The sequence below is a fragment of the Knoellia locipacati genome, from assembly GCF_044791685.1.
Lineage (GTDB): Bacteria > Actinomycetota > Actinomycetes > Actinomycetales > Dermatophilaceae > Knoellia > Knoellia locipacati_A.
In genome coordinates this window covers 1,241,208-1,257,471 of sequence record NZ_CP087730.1, presented here as the reverse complement: position 1 = coordinate 1,257,471, position 16,264 = coordinate 1,241,208, and the positions used below count along the sequence as shown (strand labels likewise).

Sequence of the window (16,264 nt, the reverse complement as noted above, 5' to 3'; positions counted from 1 at the left end):
ATGAGCGCACGGCATACGCCACGTCATCGGCATCGCCCACGGACTCGACAAGGTCGCCGTCATCGCTGCCGCGGTCTCGGGCGGCCTCATCGACTCGCTCGTGACGACGGCGGAGACCGCCGACGCCCTCCTCGCCCAGTCCTGATCCGCACGTCGACCCGCTGAGTCAGCAGATCGTGTAGCGGGGGGCAGGGTCGTTGTAGGTGTTGCTCCACGGACCGGCGCTCACCACGATGTCGATGCTGACGCACGGCGACCAGGACGGCGAGTACAGCATCCCGCTGTAGCCGAAGGAGTAGTCCTTCGCAGCTCCGGAGTACTTTCCGTAGACGTTGGAGATCCCGGCGGACAGTCCCATGCCGTTGGGGTTGTTCGGGGCCACCCGCACCCAGTTCGTTGCGCATCGGCCTGACCACCAGAGCTCAACCTGGCCGACGTACCTGCCGTACTTGTCCCACACCGGGCGGGAGTCGACGATGGCCTGGTCCGCGTCGCAGCCCTTGACCCACGGGTAGTAGCCGTTCATCTCAGTGCCTGCATGCGCGGGCGCAGAGCCCGCGATGGTCATGGCTGCGGCAAGGGCTCCCGCTGCGGCGATCTTCTGGACGCTCTTCATCATGGTGGTGGCTTCCTGTACAAGATTCGGTCATGCGTGGATGGGCCCCCCGGCGAGTCCCCGTTCTGCCCGCCGCCAGCGTAGAGAGGGGACAGGCATGACCGCGATGGGGAGAACTCCCCGGCGCGCATCGTCACGGGTGGAGGCCACGGCGCGGCCCGATCCAGGGTGCCTGAGCCGGGGTGCCTGAGCCGGGGTGGCAGTGCTTTGTGCGGGCTCCCGACGCGCACGTAGCATCGGGCGCGTGAGTCCCGAGACCGTGCGCTGCTCCAACGTCGCCCGTGCCAGCGGGGAGCCCATGCTCGGCTCCGCGCCCGTGGCGCGACGCTGGCTGCTCATCGAGCACCCCGGCCCGTGGGCCAAGAACCACCTCGAGACCCCGCCGATCTCGCCGAGTCTGGCTGCCGCGATCGAGTCGGGGTGCACCGAGCTGCAGAGCCGCTCGCTCCTCGTGCGCCGGCACGGCCGCCGTCCCCCTGGTGAGGCGCCGTCCTGGTATGCCGTCGACTCGGCGCACGGGACCTGGGTCACCGGCACGTGGCGCACGAGCGAGGACCTCGTCGCCGCCGTCGCCGCCTTGGGTGCGCCGCTGGCGCACTCGGAGGCCCTGGCCGAGCCGATGCTGCTCGTCTGCACCCAGGGCACCCGCGACGCGTGCTGCGCCCTGCGCGGTCGACCGATCACCGCTGCCCTGGCCAAGGTGTGGCCCGACGAGGTGTGGGAGTGCACCCACCTCGGCGGTCACCGGTTCGCGGGCACGTTCCTGTCCATGCCGGACGGCACCTGCTTCGGTGGGGTCGACATGGCCGGAGCCGTCGACATCGTCAAGGCGCACCGGGCCGGCACCGGCGACACGAAGCACCTGCGTGGCGTCTCGCGCTGGTCGCCGGCCGTCCAGGCGGCGACCGGCGCCGTCCTCGCCGAGCATGGGCCCGTGGCCGTGAGCGCCGCACGTCCGGGCAAGGTCGACGTCGTCTCCGAGACGGTCACCCGCGTCGAGGTCATCGGCGACGACCCGCTGCCCGACACCACGTGGGTCGAGGTCACTGCGGAGGCGCTCCCGCCGGCCCCGCTGTCGTGCGGCAAGGGCCCGGGTGAGCACACGGCATACCGGACCGCCGTCGTCCCCGGCCCGCACTGAGCCCGAGCCGGTCGGCGGGTGGCGCGCTACGCCCCGGAGCGGCAGGGTGAGCCCATGACACCGACGGCGCCGCCTGCGCTTCCCGAGAACCCCGCCACGGACCTCTACCGGGCGGCGCGCGACCAGATCCTCGCTTGGCGCGGGAAGCACGAGGACGCCGTGCGGGACTTCGCGTTCCCTGACCTCGGCGAGCGCTTCAACTGGGCGGTCGACTGGTTCGACGTCATCGCCCGTGGCAACGACTCGCGGGCATTGGTCGTCGTCGAGGAGGACGGTTCCTCGATGGAGGTCACCTTCGACGCGATGGCGAACCGGTCCGACCGCGTCGGGCGCTGGCTCACCGATCGCGGTGTCTCGCAAGGTGATCCGGTGATTCTCATGCTCGACAACCAGGTCGAGCTCTGGGACTGCATGCTCGCGGTGATGAAGCTCGGGGCCGTCATCATGCCGACCACCTCTGCCGCCGGCGCGGCCGACCTCGAGGACAGGGTCGCGCGCGGAGGTGCTCGGCACGTCATCACCAACGCCTCGCAGGTCGACAAGCTCGTCGGCGTGCCGGGCGACGTCACGCGGATCAGCGTCGGCCCCGCTCCGGGCTGGCACGACCTCCACGACGCGTATGCCGTGGACTCACCGCCGCTGCCCCACCCCCGCACCGCGCCGGGGGACCCCCTGCTCCTCTACTTCACGTCGGGGACGACGAGCCGGCCGAAGCTCGTCGAGCACACGCAGGTGTCGTACCCCCTCGGTCACCTGTCGACGGTGTTCTGGCTCGGGCTCCAGCCGGGCGACGTCCACCTCAACATCAGCTCTCCCGGCTGGGCGAAGCACGCCTGGTCCTGCTTCTTCGCGCCATGGATCGCGGAGGCGACGATCCTCGTCTACAACTACGCCCGGTTCGACGCGCCCGCGCTGCTGAAGGTGTTGCGGGACAACGAGGTCACGACCTTCTGCGCCCCGCCGACGGTGTGGCGGATGCTCATCAACGCCGACCTGTCCGACGGGCCGGGCTCACTGCGCGAGGTCATCGGCGCCGGTGAGCCGCTCAACCCCGAGGTCATCGCCCAGGTGAAGGACAAGTGGGGCCTGACCCTGCGCGACGGCTACGGCCAGACCGAGATGACGGCCGCGGTGGGCAACACCCCCGGGTCGCCGCTCAAGCCCGGGTCGATGGGACGGCCGCTGCCCGGCTGCCCGGTCGTGCTCGTCGACCCGGCCACGGGCGAGCGCGGGGTCGAGGAGGGCGAGCTGTGCCTCGACCTCGCCGCATCGCCGCTGCCCCTCATGACCGGATACCAGGGCGATCCCGAGCGCAACGCCGAGGCCATGGCCGACGGGCTCTACCACACGGGTGATGTCGCGAGCATCGACGCGGACGGCTACATCACCTACGTCGGGCGCACCGACGACGTGTTCAAGGCGAGCGACTACAAGATCAGCCCGTTCGAGCTCGAGTCGGTGCTCATCGAGCACCCGGCGGTCGCCGAGGCTGCGGTGGTGCCGGCACCCGACGAGGTCCGGCTCGCCGTGCCCAAGGCCTACGTCGTGCTGGCGACCGGGCACGAGCCCGACGACGAGACGGCGCGCTCGATCCTCGCCTACGCGCGCGAGCACCTGCAGCCGTGGCAGCGGGTGCGCCGCCTCGAGTTCGGTGAGCTGCCCAAGACGATCTCGGGCAAGATCCGGCGCGTCGAGCTGCGCGGTCGTGAGGAGCAGTTGGCCAGCGGAGAGGCCGAGCAGTCGGGCACGGAGTGGCGGGACGACATTCTCAGGACCGACTGACCTGTGGACGCCGACGTCGTCGTCGTGGGTGCCGGGCCGGCAGGGTCGGCTGCGGCGCTGGGTGCCCTCGCCGAGGACCCGACGCTCCGGGTGCTGCTGCTCGACCGCAGCGACTTCCCCCGGGACAAGTCCTGCGGTGACGGCATCGCGCCGCACGTCCTCACCGCGCTGGCCGAGGTCGGTGCCGACGACGTCGTCGCGGGATGGGCGCCACTGACCTGGCTGGAGCTCTCCCACGGGGACGTCCGCGTCGAGGGTGAGATGGCGCGCGAGGTCCACGTCGTCCCGCGCACGGTTCTCGACGCGCGGCTCGTCGAGCGTGCTGTCGCGGCTGGCGCCGAGCTGCGGAGGCACCGGGTCACGTCGGTCGCCACCAGCCCGCTCGTCGTCTCGGGGGAGCTCACGGCTCAGGTCGTGGTCGGCGCCGACGGCGCCCACTCGCTCGTGCGCGAGCACCTGCTCGGACGGCGTCGCGAGCCCCGGGCGCTCGCCCTCCGCGGCTACGCCCCGGTGACTGCTGCCCTGCGTGGACGGCAGGTCATCAGGTACGGCCACCGCGCCCAGCCGTCCTACGCGTGGGCGTTCGACCGCGGCGACGGGCTCGTCAACGTCGGCTACGGCGAGCTGCTCCCCGGTGACCGGCCGGACCGACCCAGCGACGGTCGCCTCGCGGGCCGCGGCAGGCGCGGCAACCGGAGCGATGGTGCCAACGAGAGCGGTGCGACCCCGAGCCGTCGGCTTCTCCTCGAGCAGCTCGAGGAGCTCATCCCCGGAGCCGCCGAGACCGGCGGCGACTGGCTCGGCCACCACCTCCCGCTGAGCACCTGGCGCTGGGACCAGCCCGACGGCCCGGTGCTCCTCGCCGGTGACGCCGCCGGACTCGTCAACCCGATGACGGGCGAGGGCATCTACTACGCCGTCGCCACCGGGATCCTCGCCGGACGCACCGCCGCCCGCGCCGTCCGCCTCGGCCGTCCGGGTGACGCGGGCACGGTCCACCGCAGGGAGGTGCGCCGCCTGCTCGCCCAGCACCTGCGGCACACCTGGTTCGCGTCCCGGCTCGCGCAGTCGCCCGTGGTCGTCGACGCCGGCATCTCTGCCGCGGTGCGGGATCGCCGGGTCTTCGACACCCTCGTCGAGATCGGCCTCGGGGACGGCCTCATCGACCGGCATCTGGTCGCCGGCCTGGCCGGCTCGCTCGCCCGCCGGGGAGCGAGCGCGGTCCGCAGTCCCGGCTGACCGGCATACGCAGAGGGGTCAGGTCAGGGCGGCGCGGACCTTGTCGATGACCGCCTGCTCCTCGGGGCTCACCCCGTCGGACGCGCCCGCGACGGCCTGCGTCGCCTCGAGGATGACACCCGAGAACGCCTCAGCCGAGCCGTCCGCCTTGGCCGCGAGGATGCCCTTGGCCTGGGTGAGCCCAGAGATCATCGACTGCTCCTGGGCAGCCGCATCCCCGCTCGGTGGCGTGGGGAACCCACCGCCGCGCAGGATCTCGGTGATCTCCTTGGGCCCTTGGGCGAGAGCCTTGGACCCGGCAAGGCTCTCCTTGAACGAGGAGAGGAAGCCTGGGTCGGCCTTGCTCACGAGGGCGATCGCCCCGAAGGCGGCGTTGCGGATGGTGTCGCGCTCTGCATCGGTGTACTCAGCCATGCCGGCCAGTCTGCCCCCGATCACTCGGCCGTGACGGACTGTGCCCGGACCTCTCGCAGGGTCAGCGAGTCCAGCGGCGTGGCTCCCCGCTCGGGCCGCGAGCAGGTCCGCTCGGGGTCGGTCACCGTGTCGATCCGGCTCCCGTTGACGAGGCTGACGTCGTCGTATGCCGGCCGCCCCTCGATGACGTTGCGGAACCGGTAGCGCGTCACCGACGTGAGCCGGCACTCCTCGCCGAAGCTGAGGACGTCGAACGCCGACGGCTGGCCGACGAGCTCCTCGCCGTCCTCCTCGCCGACGAAGTGCGTCAGCGGTCCGCCTCCGGTGAAGGTGCCCGCCTGGATGCGGTTCCCCTCGAGGTCGGGCGTGTGCATGTGCCCGTTGACCGCGACGTCGGCGCGCGGCACGTCCTGGACCGCCCACGGCTCGTGCGAGACGAGCAGGTCGAGCGGCGCCTCCTGCTCGAATGCCGCGACGAACGCGCGCTTGGCCGGCTGCTGCTTGTCCTTGCTCCGCTTGCCGTCGTCGCCGAACCAGCGCGGGTCGTTGAACCCGCCGATCCGTATGCCGCCCGCCTCGACGACCGTGTAGGTCTCGTCGGCGGGCTGGAGGAGCACGACGTTGGGGATCGAGGCCATCCGGTCGAGGATGGCGCGGTCGGTGGCGGAGGTGGCGTCGTGGTTGCCGCGGACGAAGACGTAGGGCACGGGCACCGAGGCGATGCCGGCGAACATGCCCGAGGCGTTGCCCTCGGCGACCGTGCCGAAGTTGACGAGGTCGCCGGTGTCGACGACGAGGTCGATGTCCTCCTCCTCGACGATGGTGCGCATCAGGGCGTACTGGTTGCCCGCGTGCAGGTCCGAGACGAGCAGGACCCGCAGGGCCGTGGGCTGCGCCAGCTCGGTGGGGGAGTACTTGTCCTGGAGCGCCGACGACAGGGCGATGAGGTTGCGCAGGTAGGGCGAGACCTGCGCTGTGCGCGCCTCGACGTCGCTGAGGAGCGACTGGTTGCGCTGCACCGTGCCGAGCACGCCGGTCGAGGTGAACTCGAGCTGGCGTGCCGGCTGGTAGGTCTGCCACATGCCCAGACCTGTTGCCGCACAGGCCACCGCCCACGCAGCGGTGGCGCCGACGAGGGCCCACCGGCCGGGGCGTCGCCGTCGGACCAGCGTCCGGACGAGAAGCCACAGCGCAGCAACGAGCAGAGCCCCGAGCGCGAACCGGATCCCGACGTCACGGGCAGCGGTGACGATGGCGGCGTTGAGCTCGAGAGGCCCCGGCTGGAGGCTCGACACGGTGATGCCCGGTCGGCTGAGGAGGTCGGCGATCGACGCCTTGACCTGGGGTGTCGCCTCGATGCCCGGGGCGAGCCCGGTGAAGCCGACGTCGATGTCCCCGAACAGGGTTCGGGCGAGGATCCGGGTGGAGTCGCGGGGGTCCATCGACAGCTGCACCTGCGCCGAGTAGTGCGTCGTCTCGGCAGTGGCCGGTGCGAGTCGGGTGGCAGCCACACCGCCCGTGGCACAGGCGAGGGTGAGCACACCGACGGTGAGCAGGGCGCGCGCCCGGCGCCCGCCGACGCGGTGGCCGAGGGCCCACCACGCCGTCGCCGCCGTCGCCAGCGGCCACAGGGCGAGCAGTGCTGCGACGACGCGCTCGTGCGCACCGAACGGCATACCGGCTCGCACACCGAGGGGCAACGAGGCGACGAGCACGAGGAGCACGACCGAGGCGCTGCGCGCCGCCGGCGGCCGGAGGAGGGGGGTCGCCCGCGGGTCGGCCCCGAGCCACGGCCAGGCCGCGAGGAGGACGAAGCTCATCGAGGCTGCCACCACGTGGGCGAGCGACCCGTCCGAGCGCGAGGGCAGGGGCAGGAGGGCGACCGCGATGGTGGCGAGACCGGCGGCAGCGAGCACCCATCGACCGGTGCGCCGCATCCCGGGCAGGAGGATCGCGGAGCCGACGTGGGCCAAGCCGGTCACCACGAGGGCGACGGTCATGATCCACCGGTGCGGCGTCTCCGAGGCGGCGAGGGCGCTGATCGACTCGCGCACCGCGTCGTAGCCGTCGGGCTGCTGCATGGCAGCCCACGTCCAGCCGCCGATGAGGGCGAGGGCCGCCGTGGTTGCGGTCGCGAGGGCACCGCGCACGTGTCCCGAGGTCGGTGCCGCCATGGGTCAACCCTAGGCTGAACCGATGAACGCACCCCTCGCCGGACTGCTCCCCGACCGCGCGTTCGGCGGGGTCCTGTTCGACATGGACGGCACGCTCATCGACTCGACCGGCGCCGTCCTCCGCTCCTGGCTGCGGTGGTGCGACGAGTTCGGGATCGAGCCGGCAGCACTCGCCGGGTCGCACGGACGCACGAGCATCAACACGATCCGCGATGTCATGGCCGCCCGGTCCGAGGCGGAGCAGGCCGCCGCCCACGCGCGGATCCGCGAGATCGAGCTCGCCGACACCGACGGGGTCGTCGCCCTCGACGGTGCGCGCGAGACGTTCGAGCTGCTCGACGAGCTCGGGGTCCCGCACGCGATCGTCACGTCGTGCGAGCGTGAGCTGGCCGGCGTCCGGATCGCCGCCGCCGGCCTGCCCACCCCGACGTTCGTCGTGACCGCGAGCGACGTGTCCCACGGCAAGCCCGGGCCGGAGCCCTACGTGCTCGGCGCCTCGCTCGTGGGGGTGCCGCCGTCGGAGTGCCTCGTCATCGAGGATGCGACGGCTGGGCTCGTGTCCGGTCGCGCGGCCGGAGCGGGCGGGCTGCTCGCCGTGCTCGGGACGACGCCGGCCGACGTGCTCGCGCGTGACGCCGACGCGGTGTTCGAGAGCATCGCCTCGATCCACTGGCGCACCCTCCTCACCGGCCGGTGACCCACTCGTCCGCGCGCGACAAGAATCGACCAATAGGTCAGGAAGTGCAGCCCGGGTGGATGACATTTCGTGACCTATTGGTCGAAAGCTGCGGTGCGGGGTGTCGGACATCCGGCCCCATGACGGCCGTGGTGGTCCCGGATCCCCGACAGCGGACCCGAGCGGCAGGGGGCTCTGGTACCCGCGGGTAGCGAGCACTAGGGTCGCGGCATGGACGCTGACGCCCTTGTCGTCGGGGCCGGCCTCGCCGGTCTCGTCGCTGCCAACGAGCTCGCCGACGCCGGACGGTCCGTCGTCCTCCTCGACCAGGAGAGCGAGGCCAACCTCGGGGGGCAGGCGTGGTGGAGCTTCGGCGGGCTGTTCCTCGTCGGCAGCCCGGAGCAGCGGCGCATGGGGATCAAGGACACCTTCGACCTCGCCTGGCAGGACTGGGAGGGCAGCGCCGGATGGGACCGCGAGGAGGACCACTGGCCGCGCCTCTGGGGACGGGCCTACGTGGAGTGGGCGGCCGGCGAGAAGCGGGAGTGGTTGCGGCAGTTCGGGATCAGCTTCTTCCCCGTCGTCGGGTGGGCTGAGCGCGGGGACGGTCGCGCCGGTGGTCACGGCAACTCGGTGCCGCGCTTCCACATCCCGTGGGGGACCGGCACCGGCGTGGTGGCACCGTTCATCGAGCGGGTTCGCCAGCACATCAGCGGTGGGCGCATCATCTACCGTCCGCGACACCGGGTCGACTCGCTCGTCACGACCGGCGGCGCCGTGACCGGAGTGCGTGGATCCGTTCTCGCACAGGACGACTCGGAGCGTGGAGTCGCCTCGAACCGTGACGTCGTCGGCGACTTCGAGTTCGCCGCCCACGCCGTCCTCGTCACCAGCGGTGGCATCGGCGGCAACCACGACCTCGTCCGCGCCAACTGGCCGGACCGGCTCGGCGCCGCTCCCGACCACATGATCACCGGCGTCCCGGCCTACGTCGACGGGCGCATGCTCGCGATCACCGAGGAGGCCGGCGGCACGGTCATCAACCGCGACCGCATGTGGCACTACGTCGAGGGCATCAACAACTGGAACCCGGTCTGGCCCAGCCACGCCATCCGCATCCTGCCGGGGCCGTCGTCACTGTGGTTCGACGGCAACGGCGACCGGCTGCCACCGCCGAACTTCCCCGGCTTCGACACCCTCGGGACCCTCTCCCACCTGCGCACGACCGGCCACGTCCACTCGTGGTTCATCACCAACCGCACCCTCGTCGGCAAGGAGTTCGCGCTCTCGGGCAGCGAGCAGAACCTCGACCTCACGGAGCGCAACTACCGGGACATCCTCAAGCGCCCGGTCACCGCGGTGCAGCCGTCGGTGCAGGCCTTCCTCGACCACGGGGTCGACTTCGTCCAGGCCGACACGCTGCGCGAGCTCGTCGACCGGATGAACGCCCTCACCCCCGACGCGCCGGTCGACTTCGGGCACATCGAGCGCCAGGTCGTCGAGCGGGACCGGCAGGTCGAGAACCCGTTCACCAAGGACGCCCAGGTCGCCGCCATCCACGTGGCCCGTCAGTACCGCGGCGACAAGCTCACCAAGCGTGCGTTCCCGCTGCACCGGATCCTCGACCCGAAGCGCGGACCGCTCGTCGCGGTGCGGCTCAACATCCTCACCCGCAAGTCACTCGGCGGGCTGCAGACCAACCTCGACAGCCAGGTCATCGGGGTCGACGGCGAACCCGTTCCGGGCCTGTATGCCGCCGGCGAGGTCGCCGGGTTCGGTGGCGGTGGGGTGCACGGCTACCGGTCCCTCGAGGGCACCTTCGTCGGAGGCTGCCTGTTCTCCGGTCGCGCCGCGGGACGGGCGGCGGCTCGAGAGGTCGGCTGAACGGCATACGCCGGGTCTGCCTCGACTCCTTGCCCCATGACCACCGTGGCCGCCCGAAATCGGGCCCCGATCGGTGGTCCAGGGGCAATCAGTCCGGGCGTGGAGCGGGTGGGGGCTCGGGTCAGAGGTTCATGCGGGCGGCGAGGGTGTCGCGCTTGTCCTCGAACCGCGAGGCCTTGGTGTCGAGCCCGGCCAGGAACTCGGCGAGCTCGGTGCGCGCCTGCTCGCCCTCGGCGGTCAGTCCCTCGAGGTCCCAGACCTTCCAGAAGCGCAGCACCGGCGCGACGACGTCGTCGGCGTGCTGGCGGAGGTCGTAGATCCCGGCGACGGCCATCTCGACGGCCTTGCGCTGGAAGCCGGGGATGTCGGTGCCCGGCATCGCGAAGTTGAGGACGACGTCGCGGATCGCCTGCATCCCCTGGCTCGGGTCGAGCTCGAGCGCGGCGCCCATGAGGTTGCGGTAGAAGATCATGTGGAGGTTCTCGTCCGCCGCGATCCGCTGGAGCAGCTGGTCGGCCATCGGGTCACTGGTGAAGCGACCGGTGTTGCGGTGCGAGACGCGGGTCGCGAGCTCCTGGAACGAGACGTAGGCCAGCGAGTGCAGCAGCTCACCGCTGTGCGCCGACTCGTAGCCCTGCGACATGTGCGTCATGCGGAAGTCCTCGAGCGCCGTGGGGTCGACCATGCGCTTGACGAGCATGTAGTCGCGCATGGCGATGCCGTGACGGCCCTCCTCGGCCGTCCAGCGGTGGACCCACTCGCCCCAGGCGTCGTCGCGCCCGAAGATGATCGCGATCTCGTGGTGGTAGCTCGGGAGGTTGTCCTCGGTGAGCAGGTTGACGATGAGCGCCGAGCGGGCGACGTCCGAGATGGGCGCGTCGTCGGGGCTCCAGGCGTCACCGCCCATGAGGCCGTCGAAGTTGCGCCCGTCGCTCCACGGGATGAAGTCGTGGGGGTACCACGTCTTGGCGACGCCGAGGTGGCGGTTGAGGTTCGCCTCGACGACGGGGCTGAGCTCGCGCAGGAGGTCGGTCTGGCTCCACGTGGTGGCGGTCATGCGGGCCAACCTACGCTCCCGTAGGTTGGACCCGCCAGTTACTCGGCGGTTCGATTTTCCCGCTCAGAGCGTCCCGACTCGACCCGAACCACCCGCGGCCCAGCAGGCGCCGTCGTCGGTGCAGTCGAGCGTGTGGAACAGAGCGGTGCTGAACTGGCGCCAGCTCCGCCCCCCGTCGATCGACACGCTGCTGCCGCCGACGGAGCCGCCCTGACCGACGACGACCAGGCGGTGCCCGAGCCACGACACGTCCTCACCGAGGTGGGCGAGGTCGCCGGCGCTGCGCCACGTGTCGCCGTTGTTGCTGCGTGCCGTCGCGTCGACACCGTCCGCCGGCGCGGCGAAGTCGCCACCGACGGCCACACCCTGCCCGGGCGTGCGGAACGCCAGGGCGAACACACCTGCCGCCTCCCCGGCCGGGATGGTGGAGTCGGTCGCGCTCCACGTCAGTCCACCGTCCTCGGAGTGGAAGACGCGCGACTGAGCCCCACCGGAGCCGAACCACGCGTCACGGCCCGAGATCGTCAGGCAGTCGCCACTGGCGGAGAAGTTCGCCTCACCGGTCGAGTCGGGCATGCCGGCGTCGGGCAGGACCTCCCACGAGCGGCCGCCGTCCTCGGTGGCGATGATCCGGAACTTCCCGCGCACGGGGTCGCTCACCGCGAGCCCGCGCTGGCCGCCGGGGTAGAAGTCCATGCAGTTGTAGAAGGCGGTCGGCTCGTCGTTGCGGAAGGTCTCGGTCCACGTCGCGCCGCCGTCGGTCGTGCGGTAGACCCGTGACGCCTCGCCCTCGCCGATCGCGAGGACCGTCGCGGTGCGGGCGTCGACCGCCTCGACGTCACGGAAGTTCAGCCCGGTGCTGCCCGGAGGGCTCACGTCGACCCAGGACGAGCCGGCGTCGGTCGACCGGTAGACCTTGGCCGCACCGCCGCTCACGCTCGCCCCGCTCACCCACGCCGTCTGCGCGTCGACCGCGTCCAGCCCGCGGAAGCTCTGGTCGGCGTCGACCGTCGACACCGACCACTCGAGGTCGGCAGCGGGCGACAGCGGCGCGGCCGCGGCGACGGGAGCCGACAGCGCGACGAGGGCGACGGCATACAGGGGAGCGGTGAGCGTTCGAGAGAGGGTGCGCATGGAGGCACCCTGCCGCACATCACGCCGGGGCGCGCGTCGAGCGGGTCAGAGGTACTGGCCGGTGCCCTCGCCGTGTCCGGGGTCGGCCGGGCGCGACGGTCCGCCGGGCATGTTGGGCATCCCGATGGGCCCGGAGGCCTGCCCCGGGTGGCCCGGCGCGGGGCCGTGGCCCGGCGGGAGGGCGCGCATCTGCTGGAGCTGCGCCTGCGCCGCCATCTGCTGGGCGACGAGCGCGGTCTGGATGCCGTGGAAGAGGCCCTCGAGCCAGCCGACGAGCTGCGCCTGGGCGACGCGGAGCTCGGCGTCGGACGGCGCCTCCTCGCTGAAGGGCAGCGCGATCCGCTCGAGCTCCTCGACGAGCTCGGGGGCGAGGCCGTCCTTGAGCTCGGCGATCGAGCGCTCGTGGACGTCGGCCAGCCGAGCCCGGCCCTTGTCATCGAGGGGCGCGTTGCGGACCTCCTCGAGGAGCTGCTTGATCATCGAGCCGATCCGCATGACCTTGGCCGGCTGCTCGACGAGGTCGGCGGGGTTCTGGCTCGCCTTGCCGGCCCCGGGGGAGCGGTCGGCGACGCCCATGCCCTCGGGCGTGACGACCACGACCCGGTCGTCGTCGATCGTGGCGGTGCCGTGGACCTCGCGGGGCTCCTCGACCGACTCGACCGACTCGGCCGACTCGTCCGACGCTGGCGACTGCGGCTGGTGGGGCGTCTGGCTCATGTCAGCCATCCTGCCCCACGGGTCACCCCTTGGATCGGCCCGGAGGGGTCCACGACGGCTCGCGCCCGACGAAGCCCATGAGCCGGTCCGTGATGTCGGCCGTCTCGGGCACGTCGACCCGCGGGCCGTACTGGCCGGAGGTCCGCAGTGCCTCGTCGTAGTCCTGCATCCCGCTGAACAGCTGGTTGGCGAACTCCTCGTCGAGCCGGTCGGGCTGTCCCGTCGCGCGTGCGAGGTCCCACGTGTGCATGAAGACGTCGCTCGTGTAGAACTGGTCGACCGCCTGCGGCAGGGGCACGTCGCCGATGTGGCGGTTGCTCAACACCTTGGTCTGCGTCTCCGGGTCGTCGAGGAGCGCCTGGACCGCGTCGGCGTGGGTCGTCCACGCGCCCACCGGGTCGTCGTCCACGGACGGTCCGCTCTCGAGGGTCACCCCGGCGCCCGCCTCGAGGAACCCCGGGAACCACTCGACGAGGTGGCGGACGACGTCGCGCGCCGCCCAGCCAGCGACCGGGGCCGGGGTGTCCCAGTCCGACACCCCCTGCACGCGCTCGGTGAAGATGCCCGCGATCGCGCGGTGACGCCCGGCTGGGTCGTGAGGGAACGGCATACGAGGAGTCTGTCAGGTGGCGCTGCCAGTCACGCCGTGCGATGGGTCGCGTCGGGAGCCTTCCGTATGCCGGCCGCAGCCAGTCCCGCTGCCACGACCGGGACCGCGACCGCGAACCCGACGAGCACGAGCCACGGGAAGACGAGGACCGGGTCGCCGGTGATCCCCTCCCCGGTGAGCGGGTCGTAGGACTGCGCGGTGAGCGGGTAGGCCAGGGCGATGCCGGGGACGATGCCGACGGCGACGCCCAGGACCGCGCCGATGGCGCAGAGCGTGAACGCCTGGGCCGCGGCCATGACGCGTCGGGTGCCGCGACCGGAGCCGAGGGCGGCGAGCGTCGCCTGGTCGTTCTCCTGCTCGGTGAGCGTGAGCGCCGTCGAGGTCAGCGTGATGACGAGGAGCAGCAGGGTGAAGATGCCGAGGAGGACGGCGATGATCGTGGCGTACTCGGAGACGAAGCCGCGCTCGGCCGCGATGTAGACGTCGTCGTCGGCGCCGAAGCCGAGGCGGTCGGACAGGTCCTGCGAGATGGGCCCGGCCGGGTCGTGCAGCGTGAGCCGGGAGGTGCGGACCGGCCATCCCTGCGCCTTCGCGGTGTCGGTCGTCGCGAGCAGGCTCGACGACAGCAGCGGACCGATCGTGTCGCGGTCGAGCTCGACCTCGACGGCGGGGAGCGCGGTCGTCCGGATGTCCCTGAGCTCCTGCGCGCTGCCGTCGCCGAGCTGCTCCTTCACGGGGTCGATGCGCTGGATCGCCGTCATGACCGTGACCGTGCCGTCGGTCACGACCCGTGGGGTTCCGGCGGCACGGGCGATGACGACGGCACCGGCGAGCACGGCGTCGACGTCCTTGGCATGTCCGATGGCGGTGAGGCGCCGCCGGATCTCGTCCGGTGTCGTGAAGTTCATCTGGGCGTTGCCCATGCCCTGGGTGCCGATGACCTGACACGGAGGCTGCTCGTTCGTCCCGGTCGGGGCGACGGGGGCGTCGTTGACCGTGCGCTCCGGCGTGCAGCCGGGCGGGACGACGTTGACCGCGTGGAGGTCGTAGGGCCGGGTGGGTGGCGCGGGGTTCGGGGCGTACATCCACGCCTCACCGGCGTCGACCATCGCCACGGGAGCGATCTCCAGCCCCGGTCGGACCGCCCGGAAACCGGCCGCGATCCGCTCGACCTCCTGGGCGCTGAGGTCGGCCTTGGAGCTGTGCACGGTGGCGTCGCCGAGGATGTTCTGGGCGGTGTACTCACGACGGCGCTGCTCCTCGTCGCTGCCGCTCGCGATGAGCACCATGGTCAGGACGGCGACGCCGGCGAGGATGGCCGCGACGGCAGGCACGCTGCGCGACCGCTGGCGTCCGGCGTCGCGGGTGGCCATTCTCAGGGACACCGGGAGCCGTGAGCTGACGCGTGCGATGCCGACGAGGAGCATCGGCGCGAGCATCACGGCGCCGACGACGAGGGCGAGCGTCGCGAGGACGGTCTTGACCTCGCCGCCGTCGCGGCCGGTGGCGGCCTGTGTCGCCGCCAACGAGATCACCGAGAAGCCACCGAGTCCGGCGAGGAGGGCACCGATGACGAAGACGACCTTGCTCGGCCTGGGCGAGACGTTCTGACCCTTCATGACGCCGACGATGTCCAGCCGGCCCAGGCGACGGGCGGGCAGGAGCGCCGCGATCACCGCGCTGGCCATCGCCGCCGCGGTGGTGACGAGAACCGGGACGACCGGGACCTCGAACGGACCCCAGACCCCGAGGAACTCCGCGAGGAGGCTCCGGGTCGCCACGACCCAGGTCAGCAGGACGCCGAGGCCTGCACCCGCGAGGGCGGCGATGACGCCGAGCACGAGTGCCTGGGCGAGCACCGTGTGTCGCAGCTGGGCCGTGGTCGCGCCGTTGCTCGCCGACAGGGCGAGGGTCCGGCGCTGGCGGGCCGCGCTCACGGCGAACGCCGGCCCGACGAGCAGGGTGGTGATGACGAGAAGGAGCGCACCGCCGATGGCGACGAACGTCCCCATCCGGTCCTGGTCGAACTGGGCCATCGAGCGCTGGCTCGCGGAGAGGGCGCTCGCGTCCGGAGGGTTGCGCAGCACGTCGGCCGACCACACGACCAGGCCGTAGCGGTTGAGGTCGCGGACGTCGCGCCAGGACACCGGCTCGTTGTCGAGCAGGATCCAGCCGCCGGCCGGCTGCCCTGCGACGAACGGCGCCGGGGTGACGAGGTCCTCGTGCATGCCACCGTGCTGCGAGAGCGCCCTGGCGGTGCCGACGACCACGACCTCCCGCTCGGACCCGCCGACCCGAAGGGTGAGGCTCCCACTCGTCGGCAGGCCGCGGTTCTCCCCCGACTCGGTCACGAGGACCTCGCCCACCCGCTCGGGCAGGCGGCCACCGGTGAGGGTCACCTTGTCGGTGAGGCCCGACCTGACGTCGATCGCCAGCGACTGCAACGACAGTCGCCGCTCGTCGCGCCGGGTCGTCACGGACTCCTCGAGCCAGGGCACCGCGGTCGTCCCCGTCAGGGAGCTGATCGCCTGCGCGTTGTCGAACGAGGACCCGCCGCCGACCCAGCCGGGGATGGGCGCGACCTCGCCCGACGAGGCCATCCCCGACGAGGGGTCGAACGGCTGGTCCACGGCGTTGGGCTGGGGGTACTCCAGTGCGCCGACCCCGTTGCCCATCCGGAAGGGGATCTGCTCGGGGCCGTCGATCTGGCTCGTGGCCATGGCCGTGAGCGCGAAGACGAGGAGCATCGTCGGCACGGCCACCATGACGAGGATGAGGGCGCTGCGGCCCCTGTGCCGGCGGACGTCGCGGCGGGCCATG

Annotated in this window: 14 protein-coding genes; 6 read left to right on the top strand and 8 right to left on the bottom strand. The window is 72.1% G+C overall.

Annotated elements, in window-relative coordinates; genetic code table 11:
• The first annotated feature begins 13 nt into the window (after positions 1–13).
• On the top strand, positions 14–145 hold the full coding sequence (locus tag LL946_RS05905; RefSeq protein WP_404386805.1) for a sugar-binding domain-containing protein: 132 nt from the start codon (positions 14–16) through the stop codon (positions 143–145).
• A gap of 21 nt (positions 146–166) precedes the next feature.
• Here LL946_RS05905 and LL946_RS05900 read toward each other — a convergent pair whose 3' ends face one another.
• Positions 167–619, bottom strand: coding sequence for a hypothetical protein (locus LL946_RS05900; RefSeq protein ID WP_404385746.1), 453 nt, complete (start codon positions 617–619; stop codon positions 167–169).
• 241 nt (positions 620–860) lie between these two features.
• Between LL946_RS05900 and LL946_RS05895 the strand changes: the two genes are divergently transcribed.
• Genes LL946_RS05895 through LL946_RS05885 form a run of 3 tightly spaced genes read left to right on the top strand, consistent with a single transcriptional unit; the run spans position 861 to position 4,778 of the window.
• Positions 861–1,757 (top strand): sucrase ferredoxin, encoded by an 897-nt coding sequence (locus LL946_RS05895; RefSeq protein WP_404385744.1) that lies wholly within the window; start codon positions 861–863, stop codon positions 1,755–1,757.
• 54 nt (positions 1,758–1,811) lie between these two features.
• Complete coding sequence (locus LL946_RS05890; RefSeq protein ID WP_404385742.1) at positions 1,812–3,539, top strand: AMP-binding protein; 1,728 nt, start codon at positions 1,812–1,814, stop codon at positions 3,537–3,539.
• 3 nt (positions 3,540–3,542) lie between these two features.
• Positions 3,543–4,778, top strand: a complete 1,236-nt coding sequence (locus tag LL946_RS05885) for an NAD(P)/FAD-dependent oxidoreductase (RefSeq protein WP_404385740.1) — start codon at positions 3,543–3,545, stop codon at positions 4,776–4,778.
• Positions 4,779–4,796: 18 nt separating this feature from the next.
• Here the strand turns inward: LL946_RS05885 and LL946_RS05880 are convergent, their stop codons facing one another.
• Both LL946_RS05880 and LL946_RS05875 read right to left on the bottom strand, forming a co-directional pair.
• A complete protein-coding gene (locus tag LL946_RS05880) occupies positions 4,797–5,192 on the bottom strand; it encodes a hypothetical protein (protein WP_404385738.1) in 396 nt (131 codons plus the stop codon).
• A 20-nt stretch (positions 5,193–5,212) separates the two neighbouring features.
• Positions 5,213–7,366, bottom strand: coding sequence for a DUF998 domain-containing protein (locus LL946_RS05875; RefSeq protein ID WP_404385736.1), 2,154 nt, complete (start codon positions 7,364–7,366; stop codon positions 5,213–5,215).
• A gap of 22 nt (positions 7,367–7,388) precedes the next feature.
• Here LL946_RS05875 and LL946_RS05870 point away from each other — a divergent pair, with 22 nt between their 5' ends.
• On the top strand, positions 7,389–8,063 hold the full coding sequence (locus tag LL946_RS05870) for an HAD-IA family hydrolase (RefSeq protein ID WP_404385734.1): 675 nt from the start codon (positions 7,389–7,391) through the stop codon (positions 8,061–8,063).
• 210 nt (positions 8,064–8,273) lie between these two features.
• A complete protein-coding gene (locus LL946_RS05865) occupies positions 8,274–9,926 on the top strand; it encodes an FAD-binding dehydrogenase (protein ID WP_404385732.1) in 1,653 nt (550 codons plus the stop codon).
• A gap of 121 nt (positions 9,927–10,047) precedes the next feature.
• On the opposite strand, the gene LL946_RS05860 is transcribed toward LL946_RS05865, so the two are convergent.
• From LL946_RS05860 to LL946_RS05840, 5 genes are all read right to left on the bottom strand, one after another.
• On the bottom strand, positions 10,048–10,983 hold the full coding sequence (locus LL946_RS05860; protein WP_404385730.1) for an acyl-ACP desaturase: 936 nt from the start codon (positions 10,981–10,983) through the stop codon (positions 10,048–10,050).
• Between the two features lie 63 nt (positions 10,984–11,046).
• Positions 11,047–12,117, bottom strand: a complete 1,071-nt coding sequence (locus tag LL946_RS05855) for a WD40/YVTN/BNR-like repeat-containing protein (protein WP_404385728.1) — start codon at positions 12,115–12,117, stop codon at positions 11,047–11,049.
• 45 nt (positions 12,118–12,162) lie between these two features.
• Entirely contained in the window at positions 12,163–12,843 is a 681-nt protein-coding gene (locus LL946_RS05850; protein ID WP_404385726.1) for a bacterial proteasome activator family protein, read from the bottom strand.
• A 13-nt stretch (positions 12,844–12,856) separates the two neighbouring features.
• Complete coding sequence (locus LL946_RS05845; protein ID WP_404385724.1) at positions 12,857–13,444, bottom strand: TIGR03086 family metal-binding protein; 588 nt, start codon at positions 13,442–13,444, stop codon at positions 12,857–12,859.
• 29 nt (positions 13,445–13,473) lie between these two features.
• Entirely contained in the window at positions 13,474–16,263 is a 2,790-nt protein-coding gene (locus tag LL946_RS05840; protein ID WP_404385722.1) for an FtsX-like permease family protein, read from the bottom strand.
• Position 16,264 lies beyond the last annotated feature (1 nt).

Bases quoted from the DNA above. Each gene is read 5' to 3' on its own strand.
- LL946_RS05900 (WP_404385746.1), bottom strand. From the start codon at position 619: ATGATGAAGAGCGTCCAGAAGATCGCCGCAGCGGGAGCCCTTGCCGCA.
- LL946_RS05890 (WP_404385742.1), top strand. From the start codon at position 1,812: ATGACACCGACGGCGCCGCCTGCGCTTCCCGAGAACCCCGCCACGGAC.
- LL946_RS05880 (WP_404385738.1), bottom strand. From the start codon at position 5,192: ATGGCTGAGTACACCGATGCAGAGCGCGACACCATCCGCAACGCCGCC.
- LL946_RS05875 (WP_404385736.1), bottom strand. From the start codon at position 7,366: ATGGCGGCACCGACCTCGGGACACGTGCGCGGTGCCCTCGCGACCGCA.
- LL946_RS05870 (WP_404385734.1), top strand. From the start codon at position 7,389: ATGAACGCACCCCTCGCCGGACTGCTCCCCGACCGCGCGTTCGGCGGG.
- LL946_RS05865 (WP_404385732.1), top strand. From the start codon at position 8,274: ATGGACGCTGACGCCCTTGTCGTCGGGGCCGGCCTCGCCGGTCTCGTC.
- LL946_RS05860 (WP_404385730.1), bottom strand. From the start codon at position 10,983: ATGACCGCCACCACGTGGAGCCAGACCGACCTCCTGCGCGAGCTCAGC.
- LL946_RS05855 (WP_404385728.1), bottom strand. From the start codon at position 12,117: ATGCGCACCCTCTCTCGAACGCTCACCGCTCCCCTGTATGCCGTCGCC.
- LL946_RS05850 (WP_404385726.1), bottom strand. From the start codon at position 12,843: ATGGCTGACATGAGCCAGACGCCCCACCAGCCGCAGTCGCCAGCGTCG.
- LL946_RS05845 (WP_404385724.1), bottom strand. From the start codon at position 13,444: ATGCCGTTCCCTCACGACCCAGCCGGGCGTCACCGCGCGATCGCGGGC.
- LL946_RS05840 (WP_404385722.1), bottom strand. From the start codon at position 16,263: ATGGCCCGCCGCGACGTCCGCCGGCACAGGGGCCGCAGCGCCCTCATC.